General features: G+C 72.9%; 12 protein-coding genes and 1 pseudogene. 4 read left to right on the top strand and 9 right to left on the bottom strand.

The features are described 5' to 3' along the window. The first annotated feature begins 133 nt into the window (after positions 1-133). The gene (locus ACFWEJ_RS01515; protein ID WP_377227432.1) at positions 134-991 is read left to right on the top strand and encodes a helix-turn-helix domain-containing protein; all 858 of its coding nucleotides are present in this window, start codon (positions 134-136) and stop codon (positions 989-991) included. Here the strand turns inward: ACFWEJ_RS01515 and ACFWEJ_RS01510 are convergent. From ACFWEJ_RS01510 to ACFWEJ_RS01490, 5 genes are all read right to left on the bottom strand, one after another. Continuing rightward, complete coding sequence (locus tag ACFWEJ_RS01510) at positions 972-2,300, bottom strand: ABC transporter substrate-binding protein (RefSeq protein WP_377227431.1); 1,329 nt, start codon at positions 2,298-2,300, stop codon at positions 972-974. The genes ACFWEJ_RS01515 and ACFWEJ_RS01510 overlap by 20 nt on opposite strands. 20 nt (positions 2,301-2,320) lie before the next feature. Then, positions 2,321-3,202, bottom strand: coding sequence for a carbohydrate ABC transporter permease (locus ACFWEJ_RS01505; RefSeq protein ID WP_377227430.1), 882 nt, complete (start codon positions 3,200-3,202; stop codon positions 2,321-2,323). Between the two features lie 11 nt (positions 3,203-3,213). Then, on the bottom strand, positions 3,214-4,050 hold the full coding sequence (locus ACFWEJ_RS01500) for a carbohydrate ABC transporter permease (protein ID WP_377227474.1): 837 nt from the start codon (positions 4,048-4,050) through the stop codon (positions 3,214-3,216). A gap of 83 nt (positions 4,051-4,133) precedes the next feature. Beyond that, a complete protein-coding gene (locus tag ACFWEJ_RS01495; RefSeq protein WP_377227429.1) occupies positions 4,134-6,848 on the bottom strand; it encodes a hypothetical protein in 2,715 nt (904 codons plus the stop codon). Between the two features lie 78 nt (positions 6,849-6,926). Beyond that, the gene (locus ACFWEJ_RS01490) at positions 6,927-7,685 is read right to left on the bottom strand and encodes a YdcF family protein (protein ID WP_377227428.1); all 759 of its coding nucleotides are present in this window, start codon (positions 7,683-7,685) and stop codon (positions 6,927-6,929) included. A gap of 160 nt (positions 7,686-7,845) precedes the next feature. Between ACFWEJ_RS01490 and ACFWEJ_RS01485 the strand changes: the two genes are divergently transcribed. The 3 genes from ACFWEJ_RS01485 to ACFWEJ_RS01475 all read left to right on the top strand — a co-directional run bounded on the left by ACFWEJ_RS01485 (position 7,846) and on the right by ACFWEJ_RS01475 (position 13,035). Next, positions 7,846-8,721, top strand: coding sequence for a C40 family peptidase (locus ACFWEJ_RS01485; RefSeq protein WP_377227427.1), 876 nt, complete (start codon positions 7,846-7,848; stop codon positions 8,719-8,721). Positions 8,722-8,752: 31 nt separating this feature from the next. Continuing rightward, positions 8,753-11,989, top strand: a complete 3,237-nt coding sequence (locus ACFWEJ_RS01480) for a BTAD domain-containing putative transcriptional regulator (RefSeq protein ID WP_377227426.1) — start codon at positions 8,753-8,755, stop codon at positions 11,987-11,989. 104 nt (positions 11,990-12,093) lie between these two features. Beyond that, positions 12,094-13,035: a cold-shock protein gene (locus ACFWEJ_RS01475; RefSeq protein ID WP_377227425.1), complete on the top strand. Its 942-nt coding sequence runs from the start codon at positions 12,094-12,096 to the stop codon at positions 13,033-13,035. A gap of 28 nt (positions 13,036-13,063) precedes the next feature. Here ACFWEJ_RS01475 and ACFWEJ_RS01470 read toward each other — a convergent pair whose 3' ends face one another. The 4 genes and pseudogenes from ACFWEJ_RS01470 to ACFWEJ_RS01455 form a co-directional block, all read right to left on the bottom strand. After that, positions 13,064-13,642, bottom strand: a complete 579-nt coding sequence (locus ACFWEJ_RS01470) for a DinB family protein (RefSeq protein WP_377227424.1) — start codon at positions 13,640-13,642, stop codon at positions 13,064-13,066. Positions 13,643-13,675: 33 nt separating this feature from the next. Continuing rightward, entirely contained in the window at positions 13,676-13,981 is a 306-nt protein-coding gene (locus ACFWEJ_RS01465) for a hypothetical protein (protein ID WP_377227423.1), read from the bottom strand. Positions 13,982-14,060: 79 nt separating this feature from the next. Beyond that, on the bottom strand, positions 14,061-15,905 hold the full coding sequence (gene recD / locus ACFWEJ_RS01460; protein WP_377227422.1) for an exodeoxyribonuclease V subunit alpha: 1,845 nt from the start codon (positions 15,903-15,905) through the stop codon (positions 14,061-14,063). Further along, a pseudogene (locus ACFWEJ_RS01455) lies at positions 15,902-16,412 on the bottom strand (exodeoxyribonuclease V subunit beta); the annotation flags it as partial. The gene recD and the pseudogene ACFWEJ_RS01455, both read right to left, overlap by 4 nt.

Genomic DNA, 16,412 nt, shown 5'->3' with positions numbered 1-16,412 from the left:
GGCGATGCGGCCGGGGGCGCGACGACGGCCGGCGGCCGCGTTGACGGCATCGACCCTACGTACCTACGATCGGCGAACTCTTCACGGATCCAAGCCGGTTCTTCCAGGATCCTCAGGCACTCGGGGGCAGATGATGTCGCAGATCGAGATCGAGCCGTCCGCTCTCCTGAGCTGGTCGGGCCGCCCCACCCTGATGGGCACAGCCCATCAGCACGACGACCTGGAGATCAACCTCGTCACCGAGGGCGGCACGATGCTCTACCTGTTCGGTGGCGTGCCGGTCGAGATCGGCCCCGGGTCGGTGGCGGCGTTCTGGGCGGCGGTGCCCCACCAGCTCATCGCCAGCACGGCGACCCGGGCGCACTGGGTGCACGTGCCGTTCTCGACCTTCCTCGGCTGGGGACTGCCCGCCGCCCTGGTCGGCCGCCTGCTGTCCGGCATGCCGCTGATCTCACCGCCGGAGGCGGCGCTGACGACCGACCCGGCGAACTTCACACAGTGGGCCGCCGACCTGTCGGGTGACCAGCCCGAGCTGCGTCGCATCGCGATGCTGGAGATCGAGGCCCGGGTGCGCCGGCTCGGACTGGCCACACCGGGGCAGCCGGTGCGGCAGTTCGCGGCCGGCGACCCGGCCCTGCGCCAGGTGCTGGCGATGGTGCGCCACATCGCCGAGCACTTCCGCGAACCGCTCACCATCGCGGACGTCGCACGGACCGTGCGGCTGCACCCCAACTACGCCATGGCCCAGTTCCGCAAGGTCGTGCACACCACCATGGTCGACTACCTGACCCGGTGCCGGCTGGCCGAGGCGCGGCGGCTGCTGGTGACCACCGGCCTGCCGGTCGCCGACGTCGCTGCAGAGTCCGGCTTCAGCTCCGTGAGCCGGTTCTACACCGCGTTCGGCGACGTCTGCGGCATGCCTCCGGCGGCGTACCGGCGCGAGAACCAGCACGACCAGCCGCGCCTCCCGGTCAGTCGAACAGGGCGTTGACCTGCTCGTTGGCCTCGGTCAGCGAGCTGACGTCGGCCTTGCCGCCCAGCACCTCGTCCATCGCAGGGGTCATGATCGCGTGCACGTCCGAGGCGTGGTCGGTCACCGGGAAGAGGAACGTGGTGCCGTCCTCGACGTGGGTGGTGAACGGCGAGACGTCGATCCCCTTCTCGGCGAACGCCTCCGTGGCGATCTCGGCCGAGCTGGTGATCGCCGGGAACACGATGCCGGCGGCGCCCACGAGGTCCTGGCAGTCGGTCGAGCCCAGGAACGCGACCCACTTGGCCGCGCCCTCGGGGTTGTCCGTGCCCGCCCAGACGGAGTCGGCCAGGCCGTTGAACATGCTCGCGCGCTTCCCGTTCGGACCGGTGGGCGTGGGCGCCAGGCCGACGTCGACGCCGTCGTAGCCGAAGTAGGTCGAGAGCATCCAGTCGCCACTGATGTTGATCGCGGACTTGCCCGCGCCGAAGTTGTCGTTCACCGACGCGCCGATCGTGGTCTCCAGCGGCGGGGCGTAACCCTTCTCGATCAGGGAGTACCACCAGGCGATGGTGTCCTGGAAGCGCGGGTCGTCGTAGTTGTAGTGCGTGCCCCAGGGGTTCTCGTCCGTGTGGGTCCAGCCCGTGGTGGCGGTGTACATGCTCCACTCGGTCTGGCCGTTCTCGTACCCGGCGCCGGGGATGCCCAGGCCGTAGACCGCGACGTTCTCCTTGTCGAAGCCCGGCTCGTCGCCGCGCACGCCGTTCGCGTCGACGGTCAGGCGCGCGACGGCCTCCTCGTAGCTGCCGCCGTCGTCCGGGTTCCAGTCGAGGTCCTGCATGTCCTTCTCGGTCAGCCCGGCGTCCTTGACCATCTCCTGGTTGTAGAAGATCGCGACGGTGTCCCAGTCCTTGGGCAGGCCGTAGCGCTTGCCGTCCTGCGCGACCCACAGGTCCGCGAGGCCGGCCGAGTACTGGTCGAGGTCGACGTCGGCGATGTGGTCGTCCAGGGCCAGGAGCTGCCCGTTCGCCACGAACTCGGGGTACTTGGACACGTGGTCGGTGAACACGTCCGGGCCGGTGCCCGACGAGAACGCGGTGGTCAGCGCCGACCAGTAGTCGTCCCACCCGCGCTGCGTGATCTTGACCGTCAGGTCGGGGTTGGCCTCGTGGAAGGCGTCGGCGCACTGCTGGTAGGCGGGCTGCTGGTTCGAGTCCCAGAGCCAGTAGTCGATCTGGCCCTCCGCCTCGGCGCCGGACGACCCGCCCGCGCAGGCGGTCAGGGACAGGGACGCGAGGGCGACGGCGCCCGCGAGCATCTTTCGCTTCATGGTGTTCCTTTCTGGCCCGGCTACTTGATGCCGGAGAAACCGATGGAGTTGATGACCCGGCGGCCGAAGACGGCGTAGAGGATCACGATGGGCAGGGCCGCGACGAGGGACGCGGCCATGAGCCCGGCCCAGTCGGGCGCGCCCTGCGGAGTCTGCGAGCGGAAGACCCCCAGGGCCACGGTGAGCACCTTGGACTCCTCCGTCTGGCCCACCAGGAGCGGCCAGAAGTAGTCGTTCCAGGTGTTGATGAACGTGAGGATGCCGAGCGTGGTGACCGGCGCCGCCGAGATCGGCAGGATGATCCGGAAGAAGATGCGCCAGGGCTGGGCGCCGTCGATCATCGCCGCCTCGTCGATCTCCTTCGGGATGCCGAGGAAGAACTGCCGCATGAAGAAGATCGCGAACGGCGTCATGAACAGGCTCGGCAGCATGATCCCGGGCAGCGTGTTGAGCAGGCCGAGCGACTTGATCGTCAGGAAGTTCGGCAGCGAGGTGAAGATCGGCGGCACCAGGAGCGCCCCGAGGAAGACGGCGAACCAGGCGTCCCGCCCCGGCCAGCTGAGCCGGGCGAAGGCGTAGGCCGCCATCGACGAGAACAGCACCTGGCCCACCGTCACGGCGGTGGCGACCACGAGCGAGTTGCGCAGGTAGAGCCAGAAGCTCAGCGACGCGCCGGAACCGCCCTCCGCCATCGCCTCCTCCGGGGTGGCCAGGCCGAACACCCGCTTGAACGGGCCGAGCGTGAAGTCGGCGGGCAGCAGCGAGAAGGACTGGGCGGCGAGCGCCTGGTTGTCCGAGAAGGCGGTGCGCAGCATCCAGTAGAACGGCAGCACGGTGGCCAGCACGAAGAACCACAGCACGACCCAGGCGAGCGCCCGGCCCCAGGTGATCCGTGTACGCATGTGCGCTCCCATCAGGAGAGGTCGGACTCGCCGGCGCGCAGCAGTCGCATCTGCGCGAAGGCGGCCCCGGCGAGGATGAGGAACAGGACCACGGACATGGCCGACGCGTAGCCGAAGTGCCCGCGGGCGAACGCCTGCTCGTAGATGTAGAGCTGGAGCACGCGGGAGGCGTTGCCGGGCCCGCCGGCGGTGGTCACGGCCACCGTGTCGAAGACCTGGAAGGCCCCGGTGACGGTGATGACCAGCACGAGCACGAGCACGGGGCGCAGCAGCGGCAGGGTGATGCGCCAGAAGGTGCGCCACTCCCCCGCCCCGTCGACGGCGGCGGCCTCGTAGACGCTCGCCGGGATCATCTGCAGGCCGGCGAACACCAGGAGGGCCGTGTAGCCCAGGTGCCGCCAGGTGTTGACGCCCGCGATGGTCGCGACGGTCCAGGCCTCGTCGCCGAAGAAGGCGACCTTGGGCAGCCCGATCGCGTCGATCACGGCGTTGACGATGCCGATGTTGTAGTCGAGCATCCAGAACCACAGCAGGGCCACGACGACGTTGGCGATGAGGTACGGCAGCAGCAGGCTGCCGCGGATGAGCACCGACTTGGTGAGGCGGTGCATGAGCACCGCCAGCCCGACGGCGAGGACGGTCTGGAACCCGATGTTCAGCACCACGTAGAGGAACGTGACGCGGACGGCGTTCCAGAAGACGTCGTCCTGGGCCATGTCGACGTAGTTGCGCAGGCCCACGAAGACGGGGCTGCCCAGCACGTTGTACTCGGTGAACGACAGGTAGGCGCCGCGCAGCGTCGGGTAGAGGTAGAAGACCAGGAACCCGAGGGCCGCGGGGGCGATCATCCCGAGGGCGGGCCAGAGCTGGTTGCGGGGCCGGCGGGCGACGGCGGTCGCGGCGCGGGTGGCGGTCGCCGTGACGGTGGCGGTCACCGGCCCGCCTCGATCGCGTAGACCCGCACGTCCTCGCCCGGGACGACGGCGCGCAGGCGGCCCGCGGCGTGGCTCTCCTGGCCCGTCCACAGCTCGGTGACGTCGTACCGCCCGCCGCCCAGGCCCAGGTCGCGCAGCGCGAGGTCGGCCCGACGCGGCGAGGACCCGTAGTTGAACAGCGCCAGGTAGGTGGTCGCGCCGTCGTGCAGCACGAACGTGTCCGACGCCGTGAAGGCGTCCGGGCCGGCCTGCACCGGGGCGAACGACCGCCCGAGCTCGGCGAGGTGGTTGATGCCGGGGTTCTGCAGCAGGTCGCGGGCCCGCTGCTTGATGACGGGGTGGCCCGTGGCGGTGAGGTCCTCGCTGACCTGGTAGATCCCCGTGATGGCGGCGGAGGTGACGCGTGCCCGGTTCTGGCCCTCGGGCCAGATGCTCGGGTAGGGGTCGTCCAGCAGGTAGGCGTTCGCGTTGCCGTCGTACTCGTAGTTGCCGAACTGGACGTGGTCGCCGTCGTTGAAGGCGTAGACCTCGTCGAGCCACCAGCCGTACGTCAGGGAGTTGAGCAGGTACTCGGTGCTCTTCTGGTAGCGGTCGGGCTGCGTGGGGTGCCAGTTGTTCAGGGCGCCGTGCACGTCGCACGAGATGCGCCGGGCGTGGGCGAACTCGGAGGCGAACAGGGGCGAGATGGCGAGGTCGACGAACATGTCGTCGCCGACGACGTCGACCACCTGCGCCATGCCCTGGCGGAACGCCTGCTGGCCGGTGTGGACGTCGGCGTCGTACCAGTCGTCGGCCTCGACGTAGCCGTGGGTCAGGAAGTCGAGCTTGACGTAGCGCACGCCGAGCTCGCGGAACTTGCCCAGGGCGATCCGGGCGCGGTTCTGCACGCCGGGGTTGGTCGGGTCGAGCGCCCAGGCGCCGTCGATGTTCACGGGGATGCCGTTCACCTTGAGCGCCATCTGGCGGTAGGTCTGGTTCTCGCAGGTGTCGCACAGCGCGGTCCCGCCGATGCGCTCGTCCAGGCCCTCGCGCCAGAAGTTGGCGAACGGCTGGAAGTACAGGGCCGGCTCCTGGCCGCGCGCCTTGACGTCGGCGACGTACTGCTCGAGCTCAGCCCAGGAGGTGTTCGGGTCCTCGAACGCGTACTCGGGAGCGAGCATCTTGTCCCAGTAGGAGTCGACGCCCACGTAGAGGCCCTTGGCCGAGCCGGCGTTCCGGAACCCGGGGGTCTCCTCGGCCAGGAACTCCGAGACCTCGTCCATGACGGCGGCGTCACCACCGCGGGCGCCGAGGCCGCCCCAGCTGTTGAAGCCGAAGGGCGTGCCCTCGTCCCAGGTGCGGGACTTCGCGGCCTGCGCGGCGGCCTTGCCGAAGGTCTCCATGCCCTCGCGCCAGTCCGGGAACAGGCCCACGAACATGCGCGGGGAGCGGACCGTGGCCCCGCTGACCTCGGCGTGCGGCTTGAGCTCGCGGTTGAACTGGTACTTGTTCAAACCGTCGCCGTAGTCGTAGCTCCAGTCCGTCAGGCCGGCCGCGGCCTGCAGCCGGTCCAGGCCGCCGCGCGTGTTGCCGTCGGCCACCACGCCGGACTTCCAGGTGTCGCGGTCCAGGGAGCCGACGACGAGGCCCCGGCGTGAGGCGTCGTCGATGAACGCGGTGACCTCGAAGCTGCGCCGGGCCGGCGTCACGTCCTTGATCGCCGGGGTCTCGTAGCGGACCCAGTGGTCGTTGTCGAAGGGCACGAGCACCATGCGGTTGTCGCCCGTGCGCCCGAGGTCGACCGAGCCGCGCCGGTCGGTCATGACCGGCACCATCATGGAGGTCGTGACCGGGCCGTCGGTGCCCGTCACGTCGAGCCGCACCGAGAACGAGTGGTCGCCGTCGAACGCGAAGACCTGCCGGAGCGTGGGCAGCCCGGGCTTGGCGCAGGTGACCGTGGTGCGGGCGGTGAGCCGGCAGGCGCCGCCGTACTGCTTGGTGGTGACGAACTCGTCGCCCAGGCGCACGCCGCTGTAGAAGCCGGTCACGGCCTCGCGGCCGCCCCAGCGGGCGTCGGCGGTGCCGCTGCGGAGCGAGTAGTCGATGACGACGTCGCCGCCGCGGAGCACCGTCCGCTCACCGCCCGGTGTGGCGCGGGTGGAGTCGACGGGCACCGGGTCGGCCGCGTCGGGATCGGTGAGCGCGTAGTCCTTCCCGGTCGCGCCGGCGACGTCGACCCGGTCGAGGTCGGGGCCGAGCGCGCCCGCCGGGGCGCTGAACGTCAGGCTGTTCTCGCCCGCGTGCAGGGGCAGGTCCACCGCGAGGGTGCCGACGCGGTCCCAGCCGCCGGTCGAGGCGACCGGCACGGTGACCGTCGAGCCGCCGTCGGGCGTGATCGTGAGCGCACGCGAGTCGTCGCCGCTCAGGTAGTGCAGCGTCACCTCGTAGGTGCCGTCCTCGGGCGCGATGACGCCGGGGACGTTCGCCGTGGCGGACGGATCGATGCTGCCGACCTTGCTCCCGCCCGAGCAGGCGGAGCAGCCGCTGCGGCTCGCGCCGTCGAGGACCACCTGGGTGGCCTCGGCCTCGATGGTGGCCCCGCCCGGGTCGGCCGCGGTGGCCGCGGGAGCGGGCGCCGCCCCGATGGCGACCACGACGCCGAGCGCCAGGCCGGCGGCGAGCCAGGCACGGTCGACTCTCCGGACCTGGTCGGATGCGGATCTGACTGACATGAGTGCCCCTCCGGCGTCGTTGCTGGTGCGGACACTCAACCGTCTTTTTTTGTCACTGTCAATTAACTGCTGAGGTGCTCACCGCCCCGTCAGGACGAACTTCGTGATCGCCATGGCTTCCCGCACGTAGTCGACGGGGATCTCGTACCAGGGCGTGTCCGCGTGCAGGTGGGTGCTGTCGATCCCGGCTTTCTCGGCGATGCCGCCTGCCCGGAACACGTGGTAGTCGCTGGTGACGAAGGCCGTCGTGTAGTCGGCACCGAGGCGCGCGTCCAGGAGGCTCTTCGCGAGGACGAAGTTCTCGTGGGTGCTGGTCGACCGGTCCTCCCGGAGGATCCGGTCCTCCGGGACCCCGTGCGCGACCAGGTACCGCTCCATCGCGAGCGCCTCGGTGATGGTCTCGCCAGGCCCCTGCCCTCCGGCGACCACGACGACGGCGTCCGGGTTCGCGACGGAGTACTCGACGGCCACGTCCAGCCGGGAGCGCAGCGACGGCGTCACCTCCTCGCCCCGCAGCCCGGCCCCGAGGACGACGACGGCACCCTCGCGATACGAGACGGTGTCCGTCCTGCCGAGAACCGCGAGGGAGGCGAAGAGGACGAGCAGCAGTGCCGTGGCTGCCGGGACGAACACCTTCAGCCACCGGAACAGGCCGTTCTCTGTTCCGGCCCGGGTGCGGTCCCGGCGGGAACCGTGGAGCAGGTGGAGACCGTGGAGCAGGTAGAGGGCGCCGAGCACGAACGTCGCGACGACGCCGGAGTTGAGGCTGCTCGTGAACCACACGACCAGGGCATCGAGGATGAGGACCGCTCCGACGACGATCCAGAGGAGGGGCACGGCGGAACGATAGCGGAGGAGATCTGGGGGCGTCCGGGGCGTCACCGCGCAGGTACGGGCGGGGTACGGAAAGCCGGTTGTCGAGTCAGGTTCCTACCGTCATCGGTGTCAGGGGAACCGCGAGGACTCCCACTCGAGAACCGGGACGGACAAACAAACCATGCGCAGGATGGTGAGCGCGATCGTGGCCTTCGTGACCGCTTTCTGGGGCCTGGCGGCCGTGGCGCCGGCAGCGCAGGCGTCCGAGGCGGTCCCTTTCTCCGTCCCCGGCCAGGAGGTCGTGGTCGGCTGCGGGCACGCCGAGGCGGCGGTCCAGGTCGCCTGGGGCGTGGGCAGCCTGTCGCTCCGGTACCGGCTGCGCGACACCGCCGCGGACGGCCGGAGCCCCGTCCTGAGGATCTCCGCGGTGGCCGCCGACGGCACGACCGCCGACCACGTCTTCGACGACGGCACGGTCGCCTCCGCCCGCACGGCCGGCGAGGGCTTCGGCCCCTGGGGCGGCGAGGACGACTGGAACCCGGGGACCATCGGCGCCGTCGCCTCCCTGACCATCAAGGTCTCCAACGGCACGACGGCCGAGGGCGCCCTGTGCACGCAGCACGCGAACCTGTACAACTGGTCCCGCCTCGGGCTCCGGAACGCGTACGAGAAGGAAGGTGCGCCGTACGCGTGGGGCGGGGAAGGCCCGGGATACGACTGCTCGGGACTCGTGTACGCGTCCTACGACGAGGTGGCCGGCTTTCCCGGGTGGCCGGTGCGCTCGGCGCAGGCGATGTACGACTGGGCCCGGACCCACACCGGCCAGGACAGGGTCTACGCCCAGCAGGTGCCGTACTCCGAGCTCGAGGATGGTGACCTCGTCTTCTACGACACCGACGGCGGGGACGACGGCAACATCACGTATGTCGCGTTCTACGCCGGCGACGGGACCGTCTTCGACGCCCAGCTGGGAACACCGGTCGGCCGGCACGCCGACTGGGTGAACTTCCGCGTGGGCGCGTACCGCATCCTCGGTGCCACGGGGTGGACCGCCTGATCCGCCGCACGCCGTCGCCTATGATCACGGCGTGCCGTCGTCCGATGTCGAGGGGGTCCCGGACTCAGCAGGTGATCTGGTCCGCCGGCATCGCGAGGCCGGCGGGCTGACCCAGCGCGAGCTCGCCGAGGCCTCCGGGGTGAGTCTCGCCTCGGTCCGGGACATCGAGCAGGGCCGTAGCCACCGTCCCCGGCGGGAGTCCGTCGCCGCCCTGATCGCCGCCCTCGGACTCACCGGCCGGGAGGCCGACCGGCTGCGCGAGCGGTTCGACCAGGCGCTCGTACGCCCGCGGTCCGACGGCGCGACGGCGGGTCCCGGAGCCGTGGACATCAGTGTTCTCGGGCCGTTGCTGCTGCATCGGGGTGACGTGCGGATCCCCCTGCGGTCCCGGATGCAGCAGGTGCTGCTCGCCGAGCTGGCGGTCGCCGCGGGGTCGCCCGTACCCCGCGAGGTGCTCGTGGCCGCGCTCTGGCCGGGCGAGGCCCAGCCCACGACGGCGGCCCTGAACATCCACGTCACCCGCCTGCGGCGCCTGCTGGAGGACTCCGACGACCGGCAGCCCGTGGTGGAGCTGGACCGCGCCGGTATCCGGCTCCTCGTCCCGGCCGACCGGCTCGACCTGCTCAGGTTTCGCGAGCTCGCCGCGCACGCGCACCGCTCGGGGGCGACGAGCGGCGCGAAGGAGGCCCTCGCCGCCGCCGTCGCGCTCTGGCGCGGTGGTCCGGACCCGGACCTCGTGACGTCGCCCGACCGGGTCGCGGCGGTCGAGGAGGAGTACGTCGCGGCGCTGCTGTCGTACGCGAGGATCACCCGCGAGCTCGGCGTGCCGGAGGACGCCGTCGTGCCGCTGACGACGATGGCGGTCCGGCGCCCGCTCGACGAGGTCGTCCAGGCGTCGCTGATCCAGACGCTCGCCGCGGCGGGACGCCAGGCGGAGGCGTTCAGCCGGTTCGAGTCCACCCGGAGGGCCCTCGCCGCCGAGCTCGGCGTGGACCCCGGGGAACGGCTGCGCACCGCGCACCTGGACGCGCTGCGGCAGCGCTGGACGGACGAGTCGGCCGCCGCGGCCTCGGTGCCCTGGCAGGTTCCCGCGGCTCCGCCACGCCTGGTGGGACGGACGGCGGAGCGCTCGGACATCACGGCGGCGCTCGACCGCGGCCCCGCGGGCGGGAACGTGCCCGTCGTGGTCAGCGGCGCCGCGGGTGTCGGGAAGACCGCCCTGTGCCTGTCCGTCGCGCACGAGATGCATGACCGGTATCCCGACGGTCAGCTGTTCGCCGACCTCCAGGACGCCGCGGGCGCCCCCGTCCCGCCCCTGGAGATCCTGCAGCGCTTCCTGCGCGCCACGGGCCCGGGGACGCCGCCCGCGGACCTGCCCGAGGCGGCCTCGCTGTTCCGCAGCCGGCTCGCGGACCGGACGATGCTGATCGTGCTCGACAACGCCCGGGACGCGGCCCAGGTACGCCCGCTCATCCCGGGTCTCGGCGACAGCGACGTGCTCGTGACCAGCAGAAACCTGCTGCCCGAGCTCGACAGCGCCGTCCTGGTCCGCCTGGACGTGCTCGACCGCACCGACTCGGTCCGGCTGCTGGCAGCCGCCACGGCGACGTCGGACGGGGACGACGCGGCGGTCCTCGACGAGCTGGCCCGTCTGTGCAGCGACCTCCCGCTCGCCCTGCAGATCACGGCCGCGCAGCTGCGGAGCCGGCGACAGCTCGTGCCGGCGGACCTGGTCCACCGGCTCCGGGACGGGCAGGGCCGGCTGGACCACCTCGCCGTGGGGACGTCGAGCCTCTGGAACAGCTTCGAGCTCAGCTACACGGAGCTCTCCCCCACCGCGCGACGCGTGTTCCGGATGTCGTCCCTGCACCCCGGCATCGACTTCGGCACGGAGGCGACGGAGGTGCTGGTGGGCGACGGGACGGCGGCCCGTGCGCTGGACGAGCTGCTCGACGCGAACATGCTGACCGAGCACGCCGCCGACCGGTTCCGCAGCCACGACCTGCTGCGGCTGTTCGCCCGGCGCAAGCTCACCGCGGCCGACGGCGTCTCCGACGCCGAGCGCCGCCTCCGGCGCTGGTACCTCGACCGGGCCACGGCGGCCGTCGACTGGATCCACCCGCACCTGCTCCGGCTGACCGGCCACCCGGACCGCGCCGCGGTGTTCGGCGACGAGGACGCCGCCATGCGCTGGCTGGACCTGGAGTACCCGTCGATGCTTGCCCTGGCTACCTCGTCGACCGACGATCCCGACCACGGTCCCGACGTCTGGCGGCTCGTCGACCAGCTCCGCGGATACCTGCTGCTCCGGCGCTTCGACAGCTGGGAGCACCTGGCCGAGGCCGGGCTCGGGGCGGCCGTCCGCACCGGCGACGACCGGGCGCGTGCGGCGATGTACGTCTCGCGCAGCTACGCCCACTGGGCCCACGGACGCATCGACGACTCGCACGCGGACACCGTCGAGGCGACCCGCCTCGCCGAGCTCTGCGGCTGGACCGACGCCGTCGCCTACCTGGCGCACAACGTGGGCTGGGAGCACTACGAGGCCGGCCGCCTCGTCGAGGCCGGGGCCTGTTTCGAGCAGATGCTGTCCCAGACCGGGCCCACGAGCCAGGCCCGCGCGCTCGCCCTGAACGGGCTCGGCATGACCTGCCTGGAACAGGGCGAGCTCGTCCGCTCCGCGGACTCGTTCCGTGCCGCGATCCGCATCAGCGAGGGCAACAAGCGCGAGGTGGCCGACCTGACGATCCGCGGCAACCTCGCCAGCGCGCTCCGGCTCCTCGGCGACACCGGGGCCGCGGAGACCCAGCTCCACGACGTCCGCCGCGGGTTCCGCCAGCGCGGCCACACCCGCGGGGAGCTGTCCACGCTGGACGAGCTCGGCCGGCTCCTCGCCCAGACCGGCCGGCCCACCGAGGCGGTCGAGACCGCCCGCGAGGCGCACGCCGCCGCGTCCCGGCTGAACGACCCCCGGGCGCAGGTCATGACCGGCGAGGGCCTGGGCGTGAGCCTCCTGGCGAGCGGGCACACCGCCGAGGCAGCGGCCGCCCTCGCCGACGCCGCAGCGCTCGCGACCGCGCACGGCTACCGGTCGTGGGAGGCCCGGGCACGTGCCCACCTGGCGACCGCGCACCTTCAGCTCGGCAACGTCCGGGAGGCGACGGACGAGGCGGCGCGCGCCGCCGTCCTCGCGGAGACGTGCGACGCGACGCCCGTCGTCGTCGAGGCACGGCGGGTGCACGGGCTGGCCGCCCAGAAGCACGCCTAATTCCCGGGCGCCCCGGCGCCGGCCGGCTGCCGGTCCGGCGTCGTCAGTGCGGTTCGTCAGGGACAATGGACGACAGCAATGTCTGCCACTGCAAGGAGCGCCAGGTGCCCCAGGGAACTGTCCGATGGTTCGACGCCGACCGAGGGTTCGGTTTCATCGACCTCGGGAACGAGGCCGAGGACCTGTACGTGCACGCGTCCGAGATCGTCGGCGACGACGGACCGAAGCTGCTCCGCGAGGGCCAGGTCGTCGAGTTCGAGGTGGCCGAGGGGAACCGCGGCCCCCAGGCGCACCGCGTCAAGGTCACGGGCGACCGGGCCGCCGACGCGCCCCTGGGCGTGCTCGGCACCGTCAGCTGGTACGAGCCGGCCAAGGGCTACGGCTTCGTCACGCCCGACGGCGGTCGCGACGAGATCTTCGTGCACAGCTCGGCCATCGTCGGGGGCGGCGTGATCTCCGAGGGGCAGCGGGTGGCGTTCCTCGTCGTCGACGGGGAGAAGGGGCCGCAGGCGGACCACCTGCTGCCGCTCGGGGCAGCGGCTGCACAGCCGGCGTCCGACGGCGCGGACGGCACGGTGTCCTGGTACGACGACACCAAGGGCTTCGGGTTCGTCGCTCCCGACTCGGGCGGCGAGGACGTCTTCGTCCACGTCAGCGGGCTCGGCCGGGGTCTGTCCGAGCTCACCGAGGGCGCCCGCGTGACGTTCGACGTCGTCGAGGGCGACAAGGGGCCGAACGCCCGCAACGTGCAGCTCGTGCGCGGCGCGGCGCGCGGCTCCGGGAGTGCGCGCCCGGCCACGGACCGCGGCCGGCCGAGTCGTCCCGCGGCATCCGGCGGGCCGGTGCGCGGAGGCGAGGGCACCGTCGCGCGCTACGACGCGGACCGCGGTTTCGGCTTCATCACCCCCGACGCCGGGGGCGAGGACCTGTTCGTGCACGTGTCGGTCGTGCGCGGCGACGAGATCCTGGAGGAGGGCGACCGGGTCCGCTTCAAGGTGCGGCAGAGCGACCGGGGGCCGCAGGCCGACGGCGTCGAGCTGCTCTGAGCCGGCTCGACGTCCACCGGGGTGCCCGCTACTGGCCCACCCGTCCGTCGATGCGTTCGCGCAGCAGGTCGGCGTGGCCCAGGTGGCGGGCGTACTCCTCCACCAGGTGCACCAGCACCTCCCGGACCACGACGCGGTCCTCACCGCGCGGCAGCACCCGGCCCAGGTCGTCCTCCGGCAGCGCCGCCAGCCAGGCGTCGGCGTCCCGGACCTCGCGGCGCCAGCTCTCCCAGGCCTCCGCGACGACGGCCGGGTCGGCCACCGCACCGTCGAAGTCCGGGTCGGGCCACTCGGGGGTCTCCTCGTAGAGGGCGGGCAGCCCCTCGACGCCGGCGAGCACCTCCTGGAACCAGCCGCGCTCCACCCCGGCCAGGTGCCGCACCAGACCCAGCAGCGACATGGTCGACGGCGGCACCGACCGGCGCGCCAGCTGCTCGGCGTCGAGCCCGTCGCACTTCATCTCCAAGGTGAGCCGGTAGTGCCGCAGACAGTTCCAGAGCGTGTCCTTCTCGCTCACGGGACTCGCCAGCGCCTCGCGCGGGTCGTCGTCGGGATCCACCCACATGTCGGGGTAGACGGTCGCCACACTCCATCGTTCGGCGGTCATGCACTTCAGTGCACTACCGCGGCCCCGCCCCGATCAACCGATTTTCTCGTCGTCGCCCGGAGCGGCGCTGCCCTGAGCGGTACTGCCCGGAGCGGTACTGCCGGGAGCGGCGTCGTCCGCCGCCGTGGTGCCCCGCATCATCGCGAACACCGGGACGAACGCCGCGCCGAGCGCGATGCCGATCGCGAGGTTGTCCAGCGCGAGACCGAGCGCCACCCCGATGCACAGGCCGACGGCGACGCCGGCGCCCCAGCTCCAGCCGGCGGTCGACGTCGGGCCGGCGGTCGAGGTCGGGCCGGCGGCGTCCCCGCCCTGGTCGTCCGGTCCGGTGTGTGCCATGTCCCCCACGGTGGCAGGTCGTGGCACGCATGTCCTCCCCCCGAGGGCTGATCTTGCGCCGGCGCATCCCCCTGGGGGCCTACGTCGTCGGGCCGCCCCGCAGCCGCACGGCCAGCCCGCTCGCCCGTCGCGCCCGCCGGACCACCGCCGCGCGCACCGCCTCCGGCGTGCCGATCACCCGCACCCGGCGCCGCGCCCGGGTCACCGCGGTGTAGACCAGCTCGCGCGTGAGCAGGGGCGACGTCTCGTCCGGCAGCAGCACCGTCACGGTCTCGGCCTGGCTGCCCTGGCTCTTGTGCACGGTCATGGCGTGCAGCGTCTCGACGTCGCCCAGCCGGGAGACTCCGAACGACGCAGCGCCGCCGATGTGGGCGCGCAGGTTGTCGCCGTCGGCGACCACCACCCCGGTGTCGCCGTTGAACAGGCCCAGGCCGTAGTCGTTCGCGGTGATCAGCACCGGCCGGCCCGCGTACCACTCGGCGCCCACCGCGGCGCCGAGGTAGGCGCCGGAGGCCTCGCCGAGCCGGCGCTCGACCAGCCGGTTCCAGTGCGCCGCGCCCCACGGGCCCTCCCGGTGGGCGCAGAGCAGGCGGTGCCGCTCGGCCAGCTCGGCCGCCCCGGCGGCGTCCCCGGCCAGCGCCAGGTCCCGCACGGCGAGCGCGTGCCGGGTCAGCTCGTCCTGGAGGCCGGCCAGCGCCGCCGCGTCGTCCGGGTGCACGAGCTCCACGACGCCGTCGCTCGCCGTCAGCGCCGCGAGCACCGCCTCCGGGTCGCCGTCCTGGATCGCGGCGGCCAGGCGGGTGATCGCCGCGCTCTCCGACCGGTGGTCGGTCACCAGGGCCGTCACGACGCCGTCGGGGCGCTCCCCGAGGCCGGCCACCAGGTCGGCGAGCACGGCGCCGGCCTCCACGGACGCGAGCTGATCGGGGTCGCCCACGAGCACGAGCCGCGCGTCGGGGCGCACCGCCTCCAGCAGCCGGGCCATGAGCGTGAGCGAGACCATCGAGGTCTCGTCGACCACCACGACGTCGTGCGGCAGGCGGTTGGAGCGGTCGTGCCGGAACCGGGTGCTCGACCCGGGCCGCCACCCCAGCAGCCGGTGCAGCGTGCCCGCCTGGAGGCCGTCGAGGCGGCGCCGGTCGTCGGCGGTGAACTCCGGCCGCCCGGCCTCCTGCGACCAGGCCCCCGAGCGTGCGTCGACCGGCGCGGGAACACCGAGCGACTCGGCCACCGCCTCCTGCATCCGGGCGGCCGCCTTGCCGGTCGGCGCGGCGAGCGCGATGCGCAGGCGGCGTCCGCCGGCGTGCTCGGCCTGCTCCGCCAGCAGGGCGAGCAGGCCGGCGACCGTCGTCGTCTTGCCGCGGCCCGGTCCGCCCGTGAGCACGGTGGTCAGGCGACGCGCGGTGGACAGCGCGGCCACGCGCTGCTCGGCGTACGCGGCGCCGGGGAACAGCCGCGCTGCGCTGTCCTCCAGGAGGGCGTCGTCGACGGCGGGGGCGGGCACCGCCAGCCGGGCGGCGAGGTCGTCGCGCACCTGCCGCTCCTCGCGCCAGTAGCGGTCGAGGTAGAGCAGACCGAGGTCGGCCCGCACCACCGACCGCTCGGCGAGCGGGCCGGCGGCGACCCGGTCGAGCCAGCCGTCGGCGGCGGGCCAGGGCAGCGGCACGTCGTCGGGCCCGTCGCCGAACCCGCCCAGGTCCACGCACACCGACCCCTGCCGGACCGCGCGCACCGCGAGCGCGACGGCGAGCCGCACGGTGTCGTCGTCCTCGCCGACGACGTCGGCCGTGCGGCGCGCGACGTGCACGTCGGCGGCGGTGAGCACGCCGGCGTCGTTGAAGGTGCGCAGCAGCCCGGTCGCGCCGAGCGCCCGGCGGGCGTCGTGGGGGTCGTCGCTGGTCCAGCGCTCGATCGACGGCGTCATGCGGCCTCCTCGTGCGCGAGGCCGGCGAGCAGGTCGGAGAGGCCGACCAGCAGCGCCGGCGGCGGCTGCCACGAGAACACGCCCGCGGGGCTGCCGTCCGCGCTGCCGTCCGCGTTGGGGCCGCCGCCCGCGGCCGGGGTGTCCGGTCCGGCCATGCCGCGCACGAAGAGGTAGAGCACCCCGCCCAGGTGGGTGCCGGGGTCGTAGCCGGGCAGCCGCCAGCGCAGGTAGCGGTGCAGCACCGCGCCGTACAGCAGGGCCTGCAGCGGGTAGTGCGAGTGCAGCATGGCCTCGACCATCCGGTCGCGCGAGTAGTCGGCGACGGCGGGGCCGAGGAAGTTCGTCTTGTAGTCGACGACGACGAACCGGCCGGTCGGCAGCCGCAGCACGACGTCGATCGAGCCGGTGAGGTAGCCGCGCAGCGCCTGGCCGCCCAGGGCCGGCTGTTCGAGCCGGTCGGCGTACGCGGCGAGCGGGTCGTCGGCGGACAGGTGCGCGCGCAGCAGC

Origin of the sequence: Promicromonospora sp. NPDC060204, assembly GCF_042728455.1 — a bacterium.
In the GTDB taxonomy this organism is placed as follows: Bacteria; Actinomycetota; Actinomycetes; order Actinomycetales; family Cellulomonadaceae; genus Promicromonospora.
This window is presented reverse-complemented; position numbering and strand designations above follow the sequence as displayed.